The 19106-nt window shown below is 68.8% G+C and carries 13 protein-coding genes; 3 read left to right on the forward strand and 10 right to left on the reverse strand.

The annotated features are described in order from the left end of the window. Positions 1-17: 17 nt before the first annotated feature. The 4 genes from DEJ08_RS18920 to DEJ08_RS17090 all read right to left on the reverse strand — a co-directional run bounded on the left by DEJ08_RS18920 (position 18) and on the right by DEJ08_RS17090 (position 5160). Positions 18-476, reverse strand: coding sequence for a type II secretion system protein (locus DEJ08_RS18920; RefSeq protein ID WP_307810259.1), 459 nt, complete (start codon positions 474-476; stop codon positions 18-20). Positions 477-659: 183 nt separating this feature from the next. Then, positions 660-1883, reverse strand: a complete 1224-nt coding sequence (locus DEJ08_RS17080; RefSeq protein WP_111053720.1) for a type II secretion system F family protein — start codon at positions 1881-1883, stop codon at positions 660-662. Further along, entirely contained in the window at positions 1883-3472 is a 1590-nt protein-coding gene (locus DEJ08_RS17085) for a type IV pilus twitching motility protein PilT (protein ID WP_284180485.1), read from the reverse strand. Before DEJ08_RS17085 ends, DEJ08_RS17080 begins: the two co-directional genes overlap by 1 nt. 20 nt (positions 3473-3492) lie before the next feature. Then, entirely contained in the window at positions 3493-5160 is a 1668-nt protein-coding gene (locus tag DEJ08_RS17090) for a GspE/PulE family protein (RefSeq protein ID WP_027466747.1), read from the reverse strand. A 401-nt stretch (positions 5161-5561) separates the two neighbouring features. Between DEJ08_RS17090 and DEJ08_RS17095 the strand changes: the two genes are divergently transcribed. Continuing rightward, positions 5562-5957, forward strand: coding sequence for a VOC family protein (locus DEJ08_RS17095; protein ID WP_111053719.1), 396 nt, complete (start codon positions 5562-5564; stop codon positions 5955-5957). Positions 5958-6086: 129 nt separating this feature from the next. On the opposite strand, the gene rpoC is transcribed toward DEJ08_RS17095, so the two are convergent. The 6 genes from rpoC to DEJ08_RS17125 all read right to left on the reverse strand — a co-directional run bounded on the left by rpoC (position 6087) and on the right by DEJ08_RS17125 (position 17287). Further along, positions 6087-9968 carry a DNA-directed RNA polymerase subunit beta' gene (gene rpoC, locus DEJ08_RS17100; protein ID WP_110863230.1) on the reverse strand — a complete coding sequence of 1294 codons (3882 nt, stop codon included), beginning with the start codon at positions 9966-9968 and terminating at the stop codon, positions 6087-6089. Positions 9969-10012: 44 nt separating this feature from the next. Then, positions 10013-13501, reverse strand: a complete 3489-nt coding sequence (rpoB, locus tag DEJ08_RS17105; RefSeq protein ID WP_071406174.1) for a DNA-directed RNA polymerase subunit beta — start codon at positions 13499-13501, stop codon at positions 10013-10015. A 402-nt stretch (positions 13502-13903) separates the two neighbouring features. Beyond that, a complete protein-coding gene (locus DEJ08_RS17110) occupies positions 13904-14557 on the reverse strand; it encodes a hypothetical protein (RefSeq protein ID WP_111053718.1) in 654 nt (217 codons plus the stop codon). A gap of 332 nt (positions 14558-14889) precedes the next feature. Then, complete coding sequence (locus DEJ08_RS17115) at positions 14890-15567, reverse strand: response regulator transcription factor (protein WP_111053717.1); 678 nt, start codon at positions 15565-15567, stop codon at positions 14890-14892. Then, complete coding sequence (locus tag DEJ08_RS17120; RefSeq protein ID WP_111053716.1) at positions 15564-16769, reverse strand: sensor histidine kinase; 1206 nt, start codon at positions 16767-16769, stop codon at positions 15564-15566. The genes DEJ08_RS17115 and DEJ08_RS17120 overlap by 4 nt, the downstream gene beginning before the upstream one ends. Then, complete coding sequence (locus DEJ08_RS17125) at positions 16766-17287, reverse strand: hypothetical protein (protein ID WP_111053715.1); 522 nt, start codon at positions 17285-17287, stop codon at positions 16766-16768. The genes DEJ08_RS17120 and DEJ08_RS17125 overlap by 4 nt, the downstream gene beginning before the upstream one ends. Before the next feature lie 130 nt (positions 17288-17417). Between DEJ08_RS17125 and DEJ08_RS17130 the strand changes: the two genes are divergently transcribed. Continuing rightward, positions 17418-18260 (forward strand): spermidine synthase, encoded by an 843-nt coding sequence (locus tag DEJ08_RS17130; RefSeq protein WP_111053714.1) that lies wholly within the window; start codon positions 17418-17420, stop codon positions 18258-18260. 106 nt (positions 18261-18366) lie between these two features. After that, positions 18367-19077, forward strand: a complete 711-nt coding sequence (locus DEJ08_RS17135; protein WP_146248429.1) for a YhjD/YihY/BrkB family envelope integrity protein — start codon at positions 18367-18369, stop codon at positions 19075-19077. Positions 19078-19106 lie beyond the last annotated feature (29 nt).

Here is a 19106-nt window from a genome sequence, read left to right on the forward strand (position 1 = left end):
CGCCCTCCTGGTGCGGACTACGCGGCGCCGCAGGCCTTCTCGACGACCGAGGTCGACTCGGTGATGCGGAAGGTCTTGCCCGTGGCCGACGTCTCCTGGATGCAGAACGTCGTGGCGCCGCTCGCGGGGGTGGTGCCGTACTTCAGGTCCTTGGTGTTGTCGCTGACCGTCAGCCCGTACTTGCCGAGCTCGGTGGTGTCAGCGACCAGCTTCTGTCCGGTGGTGCTGCCGTCCGGGAGCTTGCCGCTTTCCGTCTGGTACGCGATGACCGCGGTCTTCGCGTTCGCGAGGTCGCTCTTCACGGCCGAGTCCTTCGCGTTGTTCTGCACGTTCAGGTACACCGGGATGGCGATGGCGGCGAGGATGCCGATGATGATGACGACGACGAGGAGCTCGATGAGCGTGAAGCCCTTCTCCTTGTCCTCGAGGAGACCCTTGCGGCGAGCGTCGAGCTTGCCCATGAGAGCGAAGTACATGGTGGTTCCGTTCTTGGGGGAATGCGATGGGAGAATGTGCCGGGGAGTGCTCCGCCGCCGCTGACAAGAGTATTCAGCGGCGATTCGGGGTGGAATCCCGAGAACGGGGGGTCCGAGCCCTCCGAATTGCCCCCAGTAACGGGGGTCTCCCCTCGCGCTTCACCCCCACACGAGGGGCGACCCTTACTTCACCAACGACGTGATCTGGAAGATCGGCAGGTAGAGCGCGATGATCATGCCGCCCACGACGACACCGAGGAATGCGATGAGGAGCGGCTCGATCAGGGCAGTCAGCGACTCGGTCGTCGACTCGACTTCAGAGTCGTAGAAGACCGCGATCTTCTCGAGCATGATCTCCAGCGAACCGGCGTCCTCGCCGACGGCGACCATTTGCGAGACCATTGCCGGGAAAATGCTTTCCCGGGCCAACGGCGCCGCAATTGATTCGCCTTTCCGGACGTCTTCCGCAACCCGCTCGAGTGCTTTCTGGACGACGAAGTTGTTCGACACCTGACCGACGATCGACAATGCCTGCAGAATCGGCACGCCAGCGCCGATCATGTTCGAGAAGTTCCGCGCGAACCGCGCGATGACGATCTTGCGGGTCAGTCCGCCGAACACCGGCAGGCGGAGCATGATCGGGTCGCGGAAGCTCCGGAAGCGATCGGTGTTCTTGTTCGCCCGGAACCACAGCCAGCCGACGATCACGGCGACCGCGAGGACCGGCGCGAGCCAACGCATCGCGTGTGACAGGGTCACCAGGACCTGCGTCGGCAACGGGAGCTGCCCACCGAGCGACGAGAACATGTCCTGGAAGATCGGGACGATGAAGATGAGCATGATCACGACGGCGGCAAGTGACATGCACAGCACGACCACCGGATAGGTCATCGCCGACTTGATCGTCGAGCGGAGCTTGTGCTCCTTCTCGAAGTTCGTCGCGATGGAGTCCATGGCCTGGTCGAGGAACCCGCCGGTCTCCCCCGCACGGATCATGTTGATCATGATCGGCGGGAAGTCGACCGGGTACTTCGCGACGGCGTCGGAGAACGAGACGCCGCGCTCGACGTCGTCGCGGACCTTGCCGAGGATGTCCTTGAGCTTCTTGTTCTCGGTCTGGTCGGACAGGATCGTCAGGGTCCGCAGCAGCGAGAGCCCGGAGGTGAGCATCGTCGAGGCCTGTCGCGACATGATCGCGAGGTCCTTGAGGCCGACGCCCTTCTCGAACCCGGGGATCTTGATCTCGGTCTGGAGCCCGGTGCCGGCCTTGGCCTCGGTGATGGCGATCGGTGAGACGCCCATCCCCCGGAGACGCTGGACGACGGCCCCTTCCGACGCGGCGTCGAGGCGGCCCTTGACGAGCTTGCCGGCGCCGTCACGCCCGCGGTAGTCGAACGCGAGTGACATCAGTAGCCTCCGGAGAACTTGTCGCCGAAGTCGATGCCGCTGGCGGCGATCGCGGCGGCCGAGGAGTCGGACGGGGACTCGACGCGCTGGACGAGCCGGTCGAAGCCCTCTTCGTCGTGCACCTTCTCCATCGCGGCCTTGCGCGAGATCGTGCCGACGTTGACCAGTTCGGCGAGGTCCTGGTCCATGGTGTGCATGCCGAGGTCACGGCCGGCCTGCATGGCGGAGGTGATCTGGTACGTCTTGCCCTCGCGGATGAGGTTGCCGATGGCCGGGGTGATCGTCATGATCTCGGTGGCGACGACCCGGCCGACGCCGTTGGCCTTCGGGACGAGGGTCTGGCAGACGACACCCTGCAGGGTGGCCGCGAGCTGGGTGCGGATCTGCCCCTGCTGGTGCGGTGGGAAGACGTCGATGACGCGGTCGATCGTGCCCGGTGCGCTCTGCGTGTGCAGGGTGGCGAACACCAGGTGACCGGTCTCGGCGGCGGTGAGCGCGACGGAGATGGTCTCGAGGTCGCGGAGCTCACCGATCAGGATGACGTCGGGGTCCTGCCGCAGCACGTGCTTGAGCGCGGAGGCGAAGGAGTGGGTGTCGGCGCCGACCTCGCGCTGGTTGATGATCGACCGCTTGTGGTCGTGCATGAACTCGATCGGGTCCTCGACCGTCACGATGTGGTCGGCACGGCTCTCGTTGACCAGGTCGATGAGCGCGGCGAGGGTGGTCGACTTGCCCGAGCCGGTCGGGCCGGTGACGAGGACCAGGCCACGGGGCAGGCCGGCGAAGTCACCGACGTGCGCGGGGATGCCGAGCTGCTTGAGCGTCTTGATCCTGGTGGGGATGATGCGGAACGCGGCGCCCCAGTTGCCGCGCTGCTGGTAGTAGTTCACGCGGAAGCGGTACTCCGGCGACAGCGAGTACGCGAAGTCGAGCTCCTGGTCGTGGTCGAACTGCCCGGCCTGTTCGACGGACAGCAGCGTCTTGAGTGCCGCGATGACCTTGCCGCGCGACCACGCGCCTCCGGGCACGGCCGGCCGGAGCGAGCCGTCGACGCGGACGGTGGGCGGGGCGTCGGCCGTGACGTGCAGGTCGGAGGCCCCCTGGTAGACGACCTGTGCGAGTGCGGTGATGAGGTCGGGGTCGGCGACCTCGCGTGCGTGCCGGGCGAAGTCGATGTCACCCGCCGAGGCCGCGGCGGGGGCCGGAGCAGGTGCCGGCGGTGCGGCTTGGTGCGCGCCGCTGGAGGCGATGGCCGGCAGCTGCTGGGTCGCCGGCTCGGCGTACCCGTAGGTGGCCGTCGACGACGGCACCGCGGCGGGCGGCGTCGCCGGAGCAGTGGCGGACTGCGCCACGGGAGCGGCGACCGGAACGCCCACGGGCCCGGCAACCGGGCTCGCCACGGCCGTGCCGGTGGGCGCGGGCCACACCGCCGAGTCGTCCGTCAGGTCGTAGACCTGCTCGGGCGGAGCGGCGGCGGCGGCCAGACGCGCGGCACGGCGGGAGCCGACCTCGGCGCCCGGGGTGCCGGGGTGCCATCCGGCGACCGGCTCGTCGCCGGGCATGGTGATGTCGTACACGGAGTCGGTCATCTGCTCTTCCTGTTCCCCGGTCACGCGACGACGCGCAGGATCTCGTCGACGCTCGTCATGCCGAGCTTGACCTTCTCGAAGCCGTCCTGGCGGAGCGTGAGCATGCCCTGCTGCTGGGCGACGCGGCTGATCTCCGCGCTCGAGGCACGACCGACGGCGAGCCGCTCGATCTCCTCGGTCACGGTCATGACCTCGTGCAGGGCGATGCGGCCGCGGTAACCGGTGTTCGAGCAGACGGCGCAGCCGACCGGGGCGAAGAACGCGGGCATCTCGTCGCCGGGGGCCAGGAACCCGAGCGCCCGGAGCTGCTCGATCTCGTACACGGCGGGCGCCTTGCACCGGTCGCACAGCCGACGGGCGAGTCGCTGGGCGACGACGGAGTCGAGGGCGGACCCGACCAGGAACGGCTCGATGTCCATCTCGGTCAGACGGGTCACGGCCGACGGGGCGTCGTTGGTGTGCAGGGTCGAGAGCACGAGGTGCCCGGTCAGCGACGCCTCGATCGCGATCTGGGCGGTCTCGTGGTCGCGGATCTCACCGAGCAGCACGACGTCGGGGTCGGAGCGGAGGATCGAGCGGAGCGCGGAGGCGAACGTCAGGCCGGCCTTCGGGTTGACCTGCACCTGGTTGATGCCGGCCATCCGGTACTCGACCGGGTCCTCCACCGTGATGACGTTGATCTCGGGCTTCGCCACGGCGTTGAGGGTCGTGTACAGCGTCGTCGACTTGCCCGAACCGGTGGGACCGGTGACCAGGATCATGCCGTACGGCTTCGAGTAGGACCGCTGGTACGCCTGGAAGTTCTGCTCGAGGAGGTTGAGGTCCTTGAGGGTCAGCGAGGTGTTCGTGTTGTCGAGGATCCGCATGACGACCTTCTCGCCCCACACGGTGGGCAGCGTCGCGACACGGAGGTCGATCTGCCGGCCGCCGTGCCGCACGGACATGCGGCCGTCCTGCGGCTTGCGACGCTCGGCGATGTCGATGTCGCTCATGATCTTCAGGCGGCTGATCACGCCGTTCTGGATGTTCTTCGGCGCCGGCGCCATCTCGTGCAGCACGCCGTCGATGCGGTACCGGATCCGGACCTCGTGCTCGCCGGGCTCGATGTGGATGTCGGACGCGTGGTCCTGGATGGCCTGCGACACGAGCAGGTTCACGAACCGGACGATCGGGACGTCGTCGAGGGCGCCGTCGGCGATGTCGACCTGCGCCTTCGAGGTCGTCGACGCTTCTTCTTCGAGCGACGACGTCAGGTCGTTCAGCTCGTCGTCGGCGCGCAGGTACCGGTCGAGGGCAGCGACGAGGTCACGCTCCTCGACCTGCAGTGGCTTGATCGCGCGACCGGATGCCGTCCGGGCGTCGTCGATGGCGAGCACGTTCGTGGGGTTCACCATCGCGAGGATGAGCAGGTCGCCCTCGAACCCGACGCCGAGCACACCGTGGCGCCGGCACAGGGCCGCCGGCAGGATCGACACCGCGGTGCCGTCGACGGGGTAGTCGCTCAGCGGGACGGTGCGCGAGTTGTTCGACGCGGCCCGGGCGGTGATGAACTGGGCCTCGCTCACGACGCCCTGGTCGACCAGGCCGCGGATGGCGCGCTCGTCGAGGTCCTCGTCACCCGTCATCGCATCGAGGTGCTCGATGGGCAGGGCGCCGTTCAGGATGAGGATCTCGGACAGGGTCGCCATGAGTCCCGTGCCTCCTTGGACTCGCGCACGGCGAGACGTCGTCGGGTGATGCGCCACCAGGGATGTGGCGCCCGACCACGCTACTTCTGGGGCCCTCGCCGACCGCAGTCCCAGAAAGAGGGGGCGGAGGGGGTCCGGCTGCACCCAGAACTGGGGTCCACGACCGGTTCGGCCCCGGTCCGGGGGACGCCTCGGCCGGTTCGCGGTGGTCGTCGGAGGGTGCATGTCCGCCAGCCTCCCGGACCCCGCACCGGTCCCGGAGCCATGGCGAGCAGTCCGTGGAGAACGTCGGCGTCGCACGGGGGTGTGGAGGAACGAGGGCGCCGTCCGACGCGGGCCGGACAGCGCGGCGCCGCGGAATCCCTCTCGACGTGCGCCCCCACCCGGGCACATGATGAGACATGGACATCACGAGCGTGACCGTGGGGTTGCCCGTCAGCGACATCGAGGCGTCCTGCCTCTGGTACGGCGCGGTCTTCGAGCGCACCGAGCCGGACCTCGAACCCGAGGACGGCGTGGCCGAGTACGAGGTCGGCGGCATCTGGATCCAGCTCTACGTCGACGAACAGGCCGAGGAGAACCCGGTCAGCATCCGCTTCGGCGTCGACGACGTCGCCGCGCAGCACGCACGCATCGGCGCGCTCGGTATCGACATCGGCCCCGTCGAGTGCGTCGACGGGGCGGTCGACTGGTTCGACGTCCGCGACCCCGACGGCAACGTGCTGAGCCTGTTCTCGCTGGTCGACGAGACCGGACGCGGTTCCGGACGCGACAACGGCGCGGGCCGCGCGCTCTAGACGCGACCCCACGGCGGACGGGAGGCCCGTGGCGGCCCCGCACCGCGCCTCCAGGCCGTCACGTGGTGACGACACGACGAAGGCCCCGCCTCCTTGCGGAGACGGGGCCTTCGTGAGATCACATCAGGCTCAGTTGTACGTGCCCGGCGTGAAGTCGTCCGACGAGAAGCTGTCGAAGTCGACGAAGCTCAGGTCGGCGTCCGAGAACGACGAGTCGTCAGCGAAGATGCGGTTGGGGTACCGCTCCGCCTTCGCCTCTTCGGTCGCGTTCACGTCCACGTCACGGTACCGGCTGAGGCCCGTCCCGGCGGGGATGAGCTTACCGATGATGACGTTCTCCTTGAGGCCGACGAGGTGGTCCTGCTTGCCCTCCATGGCCGCCTGCGTGAGCACGCGGGTGGTCTCCTGGAAGGAAGCGGCGGACAGCCACGACTCGGTCGCGAGGGACGCCTTCGTGATGCCCATGACCTCCTGGCGAGCCGAGGCGGTCTTGCGACCCTCCTGCAGCGCCGCACGGTTCAGCGCGTTGTAGCGCGACCGGTCGACGAGCTCACCCGGCAGCAGGTCGGTGTCGCCGTGGTCGACGACGGTGACCTTGCGGAGCATCTGGCGGACGATGACCTCGATGTGCTTGTCGTGGATCGGCACACCCTGCGAGCCGTAGACGTCCTGCACACCGTTGACCAGGTGCTTCTGGACCTCTCGGACACCCTTGACCCGGAGGACTTCCTTCGGGTCGACGGTGCCGGCGATGAACTGCTCGCCGAGCTCGACGTGCTGGTTGTCCTCGATGAGGAGCGTCGCACGCTTGAGCACCGGGTAGATGAACGGCTCGTCGCCGTTGTCCGGCGTGAGGATGATCCGACGACCCTTGTCCGTGTCCTCGACCACGACGCGGCCGGGGGCCTCGGCGATCGGGGACGCGCCCTTGGGGGTACGCGCCTCGAAGAGCTCCGTGACACGCGGCAGACCCTGGGTGATGTCGTCGGCCGAGGCCGAACCACCCGTGTGGAAGGTACGCATCGTCAGCTGGGTACCGGGCTCACCGATGGACTGCGCGGCGATGATGCCGACTGCCTCACCGATGTCGACCAGGTTGCCGGTGGCGAGCGAACGGCCGTAGCACTTCGCGCAGACACCGACGGCCGACTCGCAGGTCAGGACCGAGCGCACCTTGATGCTCTCGACACCGGCTGCCAGCAGCTTTTCGAGGAGCACGTCACCGACGTCCTCGCGAGCCTCTGCCACGACCGTGCCCTGTGCGTCCACGGCCTCGGTGGCCAGGGTGCGGGAGTACACGGTGTTCTCGACGCGCGGGTCGCGGACGAGCTTGCCGTCGGCGTCCACGGTCGCGATCGGCAGCTCGAGGCCACGCGTCGTGCCGCAGTCGTCCTCGCGGATGATGACGTCCTGCGAGACGTCCACGAGACGACGGGTGAGGTACCCGGAGTCCGCGGTACGGAGCGCGGTGTCGGCAAGACCCTTACGAGCACCGTGGGTGGCGATGAAGTACTCCGCCACGGTCAGGCCCTCGCGGTACGAGTTGATGATCGGGCGGGCGATGATCTCGCCCTTCGGGTTGTTCACCAGACCACGCATACCGGCGATGTTGCGGACCTGGAGCCAGTTACCACGAGCACCGGACGACACCATGCGGTTGATGGTGTTGTCGACCGGGAAGTTGTCGCGCATCTCCTGCGCGATCTCGTTCGTGGCCTCGGTCCAGATCTTGATCAGGTCGGCGCGACGCTCGGAGTCGGTGATCAGACCCTTGTCGAACTCGCCCTGCACCTTGGCGGCCTGGATCTCGTAGCCCGCGATGATCTCCTTCTTGCGAGGAGGCGTCACGACGTCCGACAGGGCGACGGTCACACCGGAGCGGGTGCCCCAGTAGAAGCCGGCGTCCTTGATCCGGTCCAGCGCAGCGGCCGTCTCGGTCTTGGAGTAGCGCTCGGCGAGGTCGTTGACGATCGCGGAGAGCACGCCCTTGTCGGTGACCTTCTGGACGAACGGGTAGTTCGCCGGGAGGGTCTCGTTGAAGAGCGCACGGCCCAGGGTCGTCTCGAGCAGCACGGTGTCGCCCTGCTCGTAGCCCTCGGGAGCTTCACCCTCGGCGAAGTGGACACCCGTCATGCGGATCTTCGCCATCGCGTTGAGGTGCAGCGTGTGCTGGTCGTTGGCCAGGATCGCCTCGGCGACCGAGGAGAACGCACGGCCTTCACCGACGGCGCCCTCGCGGACGGTCGTCAGGTGGTGCAGACCGATGATCATGTCCTGTGCAGGCAGGGTCACCGGACGGCCGTCGGACGGCTTCAGGATGTTGTTCGAGGCGAGCATCAGGATGCGGGCCTCGGCCTGGGCCTCGACCGACAGCGGCAGGTGCACGGCCATCTGGTCACCGTCGAAGTCCGCGTTGAACGCAGCACACACGAGCGGGTGGAGCTGGATGGCCTTGCCCTCGACGAGCTGCGGCTCGAACGCCTGGATGCCCAGACGGTGCAGCGTCGGCGCACGGTTCAGCAGGACGGGGCGCTCGCGGATGATCTCCTCGAGCACGTCCCACACCTGCGGACGCGAACGCTCGACCATGCGCTTGGCCGACTTGATGTTCTGCGCGTGCGACAGGTCGATGAGGCGCTTGATCACGAACGGCTTGAAGAGCTCGAGCGCCATCTGCTTGGGCAGACCGCACTGGTGCAGCTTCAGCTGCGGGCCGACGATGATGACCGAACGGCCCGAGTAGTCGACGCGCTTGCCGAGCAGGTTCTGGCGGAAACGACCCTGCTTGCCCTTGAGCATGTCGCTCAGGGACTTCAGGGCACGGTTGCCGGTACCCGTGACCGGACGACCACGACGACCGTTGTCGAACAGCGCGTCAACGGCTTCCTGCAGCATGCGCTTCTCGTTGTTCACGATGATCTCGGGGGCACCGAGGTCGAGCAGGCGGCGGAGACGGTTGTTGCGGTTGATCACACGACGGTAGAGGTCGTTGAGGTCCGACGTGGCGAAACGGCCACCGTCGAGCTGCACCATCGGGCGCAGCTCCGGCGGGATGACCGGCACGACGCCGAGCACCATCGCGGCCGGCGAGTTGCCGGTGGCGAGGAAGGAGCTGACGACGCGCAGACGCTTGATCGCGCGGATCTTCTTCTGGCCCTTGCCCTCGGCGATCTGCAGACGCAGTGCCTCGGCCTCGGCGGCCAGGTCGAACGCCTCGAGCCGGAGCTTGATCGCCTCGGCGCCCATGTAGGCGTCGAAGTAGATCCCGAACCGGTCCTGGAGCTCGTGGAAGACGGCGTCCTCGGGCTTGAGGTCGCCCACCTTGAGGTTGCGGAAGTCCTCCCACACACGCTCGAGACGGGTGATGTCCTCGTCGAACGACTTGCGGACCTGGGACATCTCCTTCTCGGCGGTGTCCTTGGTGCGGCGCTTGACGTCGGCCTTGGCACCCTCTTCCTCAAGGGCTGCGAGGTCGTCCTCGAGCTTCTTGAGGCGGTCGGCGATGATCGAGTCGCGCTGGCCCTCGAGGGTCTTGATCTCGAGACGCATCTCGTTCTCGAGACCCGGCATGTCCGCGTGACGGCCCTCTTCATCGATGTCGATGATCATGTACGCCGCGAAGTAGATGACCTTCTCGAGGTCCTTCGGCGCCATGTCGAGGAGGTACCCGAGGCGCGACGGGACGCCCTTGAAGTACCAGATGTGCGTGACGGGGGCAGCGAGCTCGATGTGGCCCATGCGCTCACGACGGACCGAGGACTTGGTGACCTCGACGCCGCAGCGCTCGCAGACGATGCCCTTGAACCGGACACGCTTGTACTTGCCGCAGGCGCACTCCCAGTCGCGGGAAGGACCGAAGATCTGCTCGCCGAACAGACCGTCCTTCTCGGGCTTCAGGGTGCGGTAGTTGATGGTCTCCGGCTTCTTGACCTCGCCGTACGACCACTGACGGATGTCCTCGGCGGTCGCGAGGCCGATCCGAATGGCGTCAAAGGAAGTTGCTTCGAGCAATGTTCTTCTCTCTTGCTGATTCAGGCTTCGATGTACGGGCGGGATCAGATGTCGTCGACAGAGGACGACTCGAACCGCGAGGAGATGTTGATGCCCAGCTCCTCCGCAGCGCGGAAGACCTCGTCATCGTTGTCGCGCAGGCTGACCGCCTGGCCGTCAGCCGAGAGGACCTCGACGTTCAGGCAGAGCGACTGCATCTCCTTCATGAGGACCTTGAAGGACTCGGGGATGCCGGGTTCCTGGATGTTCTCGCCCTTGACGATCGCCTCGTAGACCTTCACGCGGCCGAGGATGTCGTCGGACTTGATCGTCAGGAGCTCCTGGAGGGCGTAGGCGGCACCGTACGCTTCGAGCGCCCACACCTCCATCTCACCGAATCGCTGTCCACCGAACTGCGCCTTACCACCCAGCGGCTGCTGCGTGATCATCGAGTACGGACCGGTCGAACGCGCGTGGATCTTGTCGTCGACCAGGTGGTGCAGCTTGAGGATGTACATGTAGCCGACCGAGACGGGCTCCGGGAACGGCTCGCCGGAGCGGCCGTCGAAGAGCTGCGCCTTGCCGGACGAGCCGATCAGGCGCTCGCCGTCGCGGTTCGGGAGGGTCGAGTCGAGGAGGCCCTCGATCTCGCGCTCGTACGCACCGTCGAACACCGGGGTGGCGACCTTGGTGCCGGGCTCGGCGCTGTGCGCTGCCTCCGGCAGGTTCTCGGCCCAGTCCTGGATGCCCTCGACGTTCCAGCCCTGCTTGGCGAGCCACCCGAGGTGGATCTCGAGCACCTGGCCGAAGTTCATGCGGCCGGGGACGCCGAGCGGGTTGAGGACGATGTCGACGGGGGTGCCGTCGGCGAGGAACGGCATGTCCTCGACCGGGAGGATGGTCGAGATGACGCCCTTGTTGCCGTGACGACCGGCGAGCTTGTCACCCGCGGTGATCTTGCGCTTCTGGGCGATGTAGACGACCACGCGCTGGTTGACACCAGAGCCGAGTTCGTCGTCACCGTCCTGCGAGTCGAACACCTTGACACCGATGATCGTGCCCTCTTCACCGTGGGGCACCTTGAGCGAGGTGTCGCGGACTTCGCGCGACTTCTCGTTGAAGATGGCACGGAGCAGACGCTCCTCGGCGCTCAGCTCGGTCTCGCCCTTCGGCGTGACCTTGCCGACGAGGATGTCGCCGGGGCGGACCTCGGCACCGATGCGGATGATGCCGCGCTCGTCGAGGTCGGCCAGCAGGTCCGGGCTGACGTTGGGGAGGTCACGGGTGATCTCCTCCTTGCCGAGCTTGGTGTCGCGGGCGTCGACCTCGTACTCCTCGATGTGGATCGAGGAGAGCGTGTCGTCCTTGATGAGGTTCTGCGACAGGATCATCGCGTCCTCGTAGTTGTAGCCCTCCCACGGCATGAACGCGACGAGGAGGTTCTTGCCGAGCGCGAGCTCGCCGTTCTCCGTCGCGGGACCGTCGGCGATGACCTCGCCCTGCTCCACGCGCTCGCCTGCGGAGACGATGACGCGGTGGTTGTAGCTCGTGCCCTGGTTGGAGCGGTCGAACTTGCGCAGGTAGTAGGTCTGCGTGCCGCCCTCGTCGAGCTGCAGGGTGACGGCGTCGGCCGAGACCTCGGAGACGACACCGGCCTTGTCGGCGGTGACGACGTCGCCGGCGTCGATGGCCGTGTAGCCCTCCATACCGGTACCGACGAGCGGCGACTCGGAACGGAGCAGCGGGACGGCCTGACGCTGCATGTTCGCACCCATCAGGGCGCGGTTCGCGTCGTCGTGCTCGAGGAACGGGATGAGCGACGTCGCGACCGACACCATCTGGCGCGGGGAGACGTCCATGTAGTCGACCTCGTCCTTGGCGACGAGTTCGACCTCGCCACCCTTCTTGCGGACGAGCACCTTGTCGTCGGCGAAGTGGAAGTCGTTCGTCAGCGGGGCGTTGGCCTGCGCGACGACGAAGTCGTCCTCTTCCGAAGCGGTGAGGTAGTCGATGGTCTTCGTGACCTCGCCGTTGACGACGCGACGGTACGGGGTCTCGATGAAGCCGAAGGAGTTGATCCGACCGAAGGACGCGAGCGAACCGATCAGGCCGATGTTCGGGCCTTCCGGGGTCTCGATCGGGCACATGCGGCCGTAGTGCGACGGGTGGACGTCACGGACCTCGACGCCGGCACGCTCACGGGACAGACCACCCGGGCCGAGGGCCGAGAGACGACGCTTGTGCGTCAGGCCCGCGAGCGGGTTGTTCTGGTCCATGAACTGCGACAGCTGGGACGTTCCGAAGAACTCCTTGATCGCGGCGACGACCGGACGCACGTTGATGAGCGTCTGGGGGGTGATCGCCTCGATGTCCTGCGTGGTCATGCGCTCGCGGACGACGCGCTCCATGCGGGACAGACCCGTGCGGACCTGGTTCTGGATGAGCTCGCCGACGGCGCGGATGCGACGGTTGCCGAAGTGGTCGATGTCGTCCACGTCGAGGCGCAGCTGCACCGGCTCGCCGTCACGGACGCCGTCGATCGTGGTGCGCTCAGCGTGCAGCGACACCAGGTACTTGATCGTCGCGACGATGTCCTTGACGGTGAGCACCGAGTCGGACAGCGGGGCGTCCATGCCGAGCTTGCGGTTGACCTTGTAGCGGCCGACCTTCGCCAGGTCGTAGCGCTTCGGGTTGAAGTAGAAGTTGTCGAGGAGCGCACGCGCGGCCTCGGCAGCGACCTGCTCGCCGGGACGGAGCTTGCGGTAGATGTCCTTGAGCGCCTCTTCCTTCGTGAGGACGGCGTCCTTCTCGAGGGTCGACTCGATCGACGCGAAGCCCTGGAACTCGTCCATGATCTCTTCGCTCGTCAGGCCGAGGGCCTTGAGGAAGACGGTCACGGACTGCTTGCGCTTGCGGTCGATGCGCACGCCCACCTGGTCGCGCTTGTCGATCTCGAACTCGAGCCAGGCGCCACGCGACGGGATGATCCGCGCCGAGTAGATGTCCTTGTCGGAGGTCTTCTCCTGCTGGCGCTCGAAGTACACGCCGGGCGAACGGACGAGCTGCGACACGACGACGCGCTCGGTGCCGTTGATGATGAACGTGCCGCGTTCGGTCATGAGCGGGAAGTCGCCCATGAAGACCGTCTGCGTCTTGATCTCACCCGTCATGTGGTTCATGAACTCGGCGTTGACGTACAGCGGAGCGGCGTAGGTCTTGCCGCGCTCCTTGCAGTCGTCGATCGAGTACTTCGGGTCTTCGAGCTCCGGCGCGGTGAACGAGAGCTGCATGGTCTCGCCGAGGTCCTCGATCGGGGAGATCTCCTCGAAGATCTCCTCGAGCCCCGAGTGCAGCGCGAGGTCGGTACGACCCTGCTCCTGCCCTTCGGCGAGGCGGGCCTTCCAGACGTCGTTGCCGACGAGCCAGTCGAAGCTCTCCGTCTGGAGTGCGAGCAGATCAGGAACCGTGAGGGTGTCCGTGATCTTGGCGAACGAGAGTCGCGAGTGGTTGCGACCGTTCTTGGGGTTGGTGGATGCGTTGGGCGCAGCAGCCAAGGGTGTGACCTCCGGTAGGCCCCGTCGGGCCGACACTGACGAGCAGTGTGTAGGTGAGTGGATTGATCGCTCGGCGAACCCTGAGATGCAAGCCCTGCGACCACGCCGACGCGTGCCTTGACGCGGAACGTCGGTGCACGTGTGGGATGATCTCCGTGAGCGGTACCCGCCGCCATATACGGGTCCGGCTGCACCAGGGCGAGATGAGTTTCTGTCTCAGAACTCTGCGTCGACCGCAATATGACGACACGGATGCCAGGGAGCGCGAACTGTCATCATAGTTCGCTCCGTGGCGCGCTGTCCAGTCCCGGCTTGACCGGATTCGGCAGTGGCGTGTATAAGCCGCCACACGCCGCTTCCATTCCCGTCCTCAGCCGGGTCCGTGCTCAGCCGAGCCCCTGATCAACCGAGACGCTCGCGCTCGACGCGATCCGCGCCTCCCGGCCCGCCCGGCAGTCCGGCCAGCGCACGGATCGCGTCCTCCGGTCGACGCGTGCGGACGAACGTGACCCGGCCCCGGTCGTCCGTGAGCTCGATCCCGAGCCCCGGCGTGAGGATGAGCGCACGCTCGCCACGACGGATCCGCAGGCCGACACCGCCGTAGGTGGCCGCGTCCGCCTCGACCAGGCGCACGTCGGTGATCCGCCGGCGCGGGATGCGCCGCGGCGGGAGCGGACGGAAGTGCAGGGTCACGTGCCGCTCGGTGACGGTGAACCCGGCACGCGCGAGCAGGAGCAGCGACCCGAGGGTGACGGCGAGCAGGGCCGGCACCAGCAGGGCGACCTCCGGCGCGTCCCCGGGCCAGCCGAGCACGGCGGCGGACAGGCCGGCACCGCCGAGGAGCAGCGCCGTGCCGACGACCCGCATCCAGGTGGGTGCCGTCTCGCGGTCGGCGTGGAACGGCAGGGCGGCGCGGAACGGCAGGGCGGCGCGGGACGGATGGGCTGCACGGGACGGCCGGGAGGCCCGGATCACCCGGGTGGGTCGGGTCCCGGACCGGTGGGTGTCCGGTGTGGTGAGGCGTGCGGTGGGCACGCTCATGGTGTCGGCGGTCATGACGGAGGTCTCCTGCGGCGGATCAGCAGTGGTGCACTCGTCATCGGGTGCGGTGCGTTCGACGGCCAGCGCGCGCGGGTGGCCGGAGGGGTGGCGCGCAGCAGCACGCCGACGGCGCGCACGCTCGAGCGGTGGGGGCGCTCACGGGCACGTCGTGGTCACGGTGTCCGGGCGGACGCGTGGAGTGTGGGGCACACACGCATCGACGCTCTGGCGTCGTGACGACAGACGTCAACGGTACGCAACGAGTCTTGGCGTCCGCTGGTCGTCCATGTGTACGCATTCACGTGTCCGCAGTGCGTCGCCCGGGGACGACGGGGTGCTGCGGGTGGTCAGCGCAGGACGCGGGCGACGGCCTCGGCCCGGGTCCGGACCCCGAGCTTCGCGAACACCTGGTTCACGTACGACTTCACGGTGGGCACCGTCAGGAACAGCTCGGCGGCGATCTGCGGGTTCGTCCGGCCGTCCGCGATCCGCTCGAGGACGTCCACTTCGCGCGGGGTGAGGTCCGGGAACCGAGCACCGAGCGACGGACCGGGATCGGGTGACGCAGGCGCAGCGGAACCAGCAGCGACACCGGCACTTGCACCACCGGCGAGGCGCGCCACCAGCCGCGCCCCCACGGTCGCGTCGAAGGTCGACTGCCCGGCGGCCACCGCCCGCACCGCGGTCGCGATCTCCGCCCGTCCGGCGTCCTTCGTCAGGTAGCCGCGAGCTCCCGCCCGCAGCGCGGTGACGATGGAGTCGTCGTCGGCGTAGGTCGTCAGCACCAGGACCGCGACCCCGGGGTGCTCGGCGACGATCCGCGCGGTGGCCGTCGGCCCGTCGACCCCCGGCATCCGCAGGTCCATCAGGACGACGTCGGGCACGTGCCGGTCGACGGCGGCGATCGCCTCGGCACCGTCGGCCGCCTGCCCGACGACCTGCAGGTCGGGCACGAGCGACAGCACCGTCACCAGGCCGTCGCGGACGATGGCCTGGTCGTCGACCACGAGCACCCGGATGGTCACGAGCGGTCGTCCTCGGCGGCGACCGTAGCGTCCGCGTCGCGCGTGCCGTCGACGGGCAGGTGCATGGCGACGACGAACTCGTCGTCGGAACGCTCGGCCTCCACCGTGGCCTCGCTGCCGAGTTCCGCGAACCGCTCGCGCATCCCGAGCACCCCCTGCCCGCCGCTCGGCAGCGGGTTGGCCACGACGACGTCCACGGCGTCGCCGTCCCGGATCACGGACAGGGACACGGGGCGGCCGGGAGCATGCCTGCGGGCGTTGCTGAGGGCCTCCCGGACGACCTGGACCACGGCGGCACGGTGGGCGTCGTCGAGGACCGCGAGGGTCGCGTCACCCTGCACGACGACCTCGCCGCCGAACGAACGGTGCGCGTCGAGCAGGGCCGTCAGGCCCGACCCGTGGTCGGCGGACGGACTGGAGGCACGGGTCGGCTCCGGCTGGCCGGGCTGCGGTTCGTCGCGGAGCGCGTGCACCGCACGCCGCGCCTCGGCCAGGCCGTCCGCGGCCAGCGCGCGAGCCTCGCCGGCTCGGCGGGTGGCCTCGTCGACGCGACCGGCCTCGAGCAGGGCCTCGACCGCGTCGAGCTGCAGCACCAGACCGCCGAGCGAGTGGGCGAGGACGTCGTGGATGTCCCGGGACGCCCGCGACCGGTCGGCGAGGAGCCGTGCGCGCTGCTGCTGCCGCTCGGTCTCGCGAGCCTGCGCCGTCGTGATCCGGACCTGCCGACGGCTGAAGCCGACGAGCACGCCGAGCAGCAGCCCGCCGCTCACGCCGAGGACGAACTGCACCGACGTCTGCTCGAGCGTCGCGGTGACGGCCACCACCACGACGGCGGCGAGCGCGGCGACCGCGGCCGTCCAGACCGGCAGACGCAGGTCCGCGCCGAGGATGACGAGCCCGACGATCACCGGGACCACCAGCAGCGAGTCGGTCGGCGCCACGGTGAGCGATCCGGCTGCGATCATCACGCCGGCTGCGGCGACGAGGACGCGGGGCGTGCGTGTCGCTTCGCGGACGGCCCAGGCGGCGAGCGCCACGGCCCCGACGGCCCAGACCCACGCGGGGTGGTGCAGCAGGAGGCCGTTCCGGACGAACCAGAACGCGACCACGGCGATCCCGACGGCGTTGAGTCCCCAGGAGAGCACCGAGGCGGACCGGACCCCGGCGGGGTCGGTCCGGTCCGGGTCGGTCGGCAGGCTCACCGCACCATCATGCCGCGGCGGGCGGCCGCCGACCGGTCGCCGCCGCGGGGGATGCGCTGGTCGACGACCAGGGCACGGGCTGCACGGTTCAGGGCGAGCACGAGCAGGATCGTGCCGGTCGAGGTGAGCAGGTGCGCACCGAGGTGGCCGCCGAGGACGTCGAGCCCGACGCGGGCGGCGATCAGGACGATCCAGAGCGCGGCGCCGAGCCACCCGGTGCGGGACTGCAGCGTACGGCCCTTGTCGTCCGGCGTCGTGACCGTGCGGAACCGGGTCATGGCCCCCATCGCGAGGCCGACGGCGACGGTGAGCAGGGCCTCGAGGCCGAGGAACACGACGTCGGTGGTGGTGACGGTCGCCGTGGTCTGTGCGAGGACGACCACACCGACGATCGCCATCACGAGCGGTCCCCGCCAGATGCGCGCCGGGTCGAGGGACCGCCAGGTCGCCTGCCGGTACGCCAGGAAGGCGACGAGGGCGAGGCCGATGAGCACGTTCGCGAGGAGCTGGACCGACATGGTGTGCCTTTCGAGGTGGTCCGGCGGAGTGTTCCGACCGGTCCCATCAGCCTCGTTCCGGGCGCTCCGCGGGCACACCAACCAGGGGTGGGGACGCGGGTGGTGATCGCGGTGGTGTTCCATTGACGGCATGGCTGATGCGTTCGACGGGTTCCGGATCGGTGCGGGGTACTCGGTGGTGGAGCCGGACCGGCACCGACCGGGGTCCTTCACCCTGGTGGTGGACGGCACCCCGCAGTCGCACGTGGACCTCGAGGACCCGACCCACCTGGCGTTCGAGTACATCCGGCGGATCGGGCACGCGATCGACCTGCTGCCGGACGGCCCGATCACGGCACTGCACCTGGGCGCCGGTGCCCTCACCCTGCCCCGCTACGTCGCGGTGACCCGTCCGGGTTCGCGGCAGCAGGTGATCGAGCTCGAGCGCGACCTGGTCGAGCACGTGCGCGAGGCCCTGCCGTTCCCCCGCGGCGCCTCGATCCGGGTGCGGTACGGCGACGCCCGGGAGGTCCTCGGCAAGCTGCCCGCCGGACTCCGCGGCACCGTGGACCTGGCGGTGGTGGACGTCTTCGGCGGTTCTCAGATCCCCGCCCACGTGACGAGTGTCGAGTTCTACCGTGAGGTCGCCGTGTTCCTGTCGCCGACGGGCATCGTCGCGGTGAACGTGGCCGACGGCGCCGGGTTGGCGTTCGCCCGCGGGCAGGCCTCGACGCTGCAGTCGGTGCTGCCGTCGGTCGCCGCGGTCGCGGACACCGGCATGCTCAAGGGCCGGCGGTTCGGGAACATCGTGCTGCTCGGGTCGCCGACCGACCTGCCGGTGGCGGACATGCCGAGGCGGTACTCGTCCGACCCGATGCCGGCGAAGGTCGTGCACGGTGCGGAGCTCAGGGCGTTCATCGCCGGGGCGCCGATCGTCACCGACCAGACGGCGGTCGCGTCGCCGGAGCCGAACCGGAGCGTGTTCGGGGGCTGATGCCCGCGCGGCACCGCCGGGGACGGACTTCGGGCACTCGGCGGGTCCGGCTGTCAGGATGGTCTGGACGACCGCGCAGGTGCGCGACCGAGCGATGGGAACCCTGATGACGAACGACGACCGGAACGACCAGGACCGGACGGGCGACGGCCAGGCGCCGCGCTGGGGCGACGCCCCGCAGCAGCAGCCCGACGCCGATGCCCCGCGGTACGGCGAGCGGGTGGACCCGGCGCCGACCTCGACCCCGCAGTACGGCGAGCAGTACGGGCAGGGCCAGCAGCAGTACGGCCAGCCGTCGAGCACGCCGAGCTGGAACGACCAGCAGCGCCACGACCAGCACCACGACCAGCAGCCGTACGCCGCCGCGCCCGCGCACGCCGGTGCCCCGGCCTGGCAGAGCCACGACGAGCCGAAGCCCAAGAAGAAGACCCTCGGTGTCGTGGCGTTCTTCCTCGGACTCGCCGCGCTCGTCATCGGCGTCATCGGCGGGTACGTGATGGGGTCGGCGCTCGCCAACAGCGACGCGATCAACAACCTCGTACCGAGCAGCGGTGCCACCCCGGACCAGCAGGAGCTGCAGCGTCAGCTCATGAACGACCCGGCCGTCATCTCGCAGATCGGTGTCGGTGCGGTGATCGCCGGCGTCGCCGCGATCCTCGGGCTCTGGGCGCTCGTGCAGGGCATCATCGCCGCCGTGACCAAGCGTGGTCGCGGCTGGGGCATCTTCGCGATCATCCTGGCCGTCGTGGCCACGATCGCGACGCTGGTCACCTACGTCGGCGTAGCCGCTGCCGCCGCGGTGGCCGCCAACTCCTGATCGACCACTCGGAACGGCCCGTCGTGCTC

The organism is Curtobacterium sp. MCLR17_054, from assembly GCF_003234335.2.
In the GTDB taxonomy this organism is placed as follows: domain Bacteria; phylum Actinomycetota; class Actinomycetes; order Actinomycetales; family Microbacteriaceae; genus Curtobacterium; species Curtobacterium flaccumfaciens.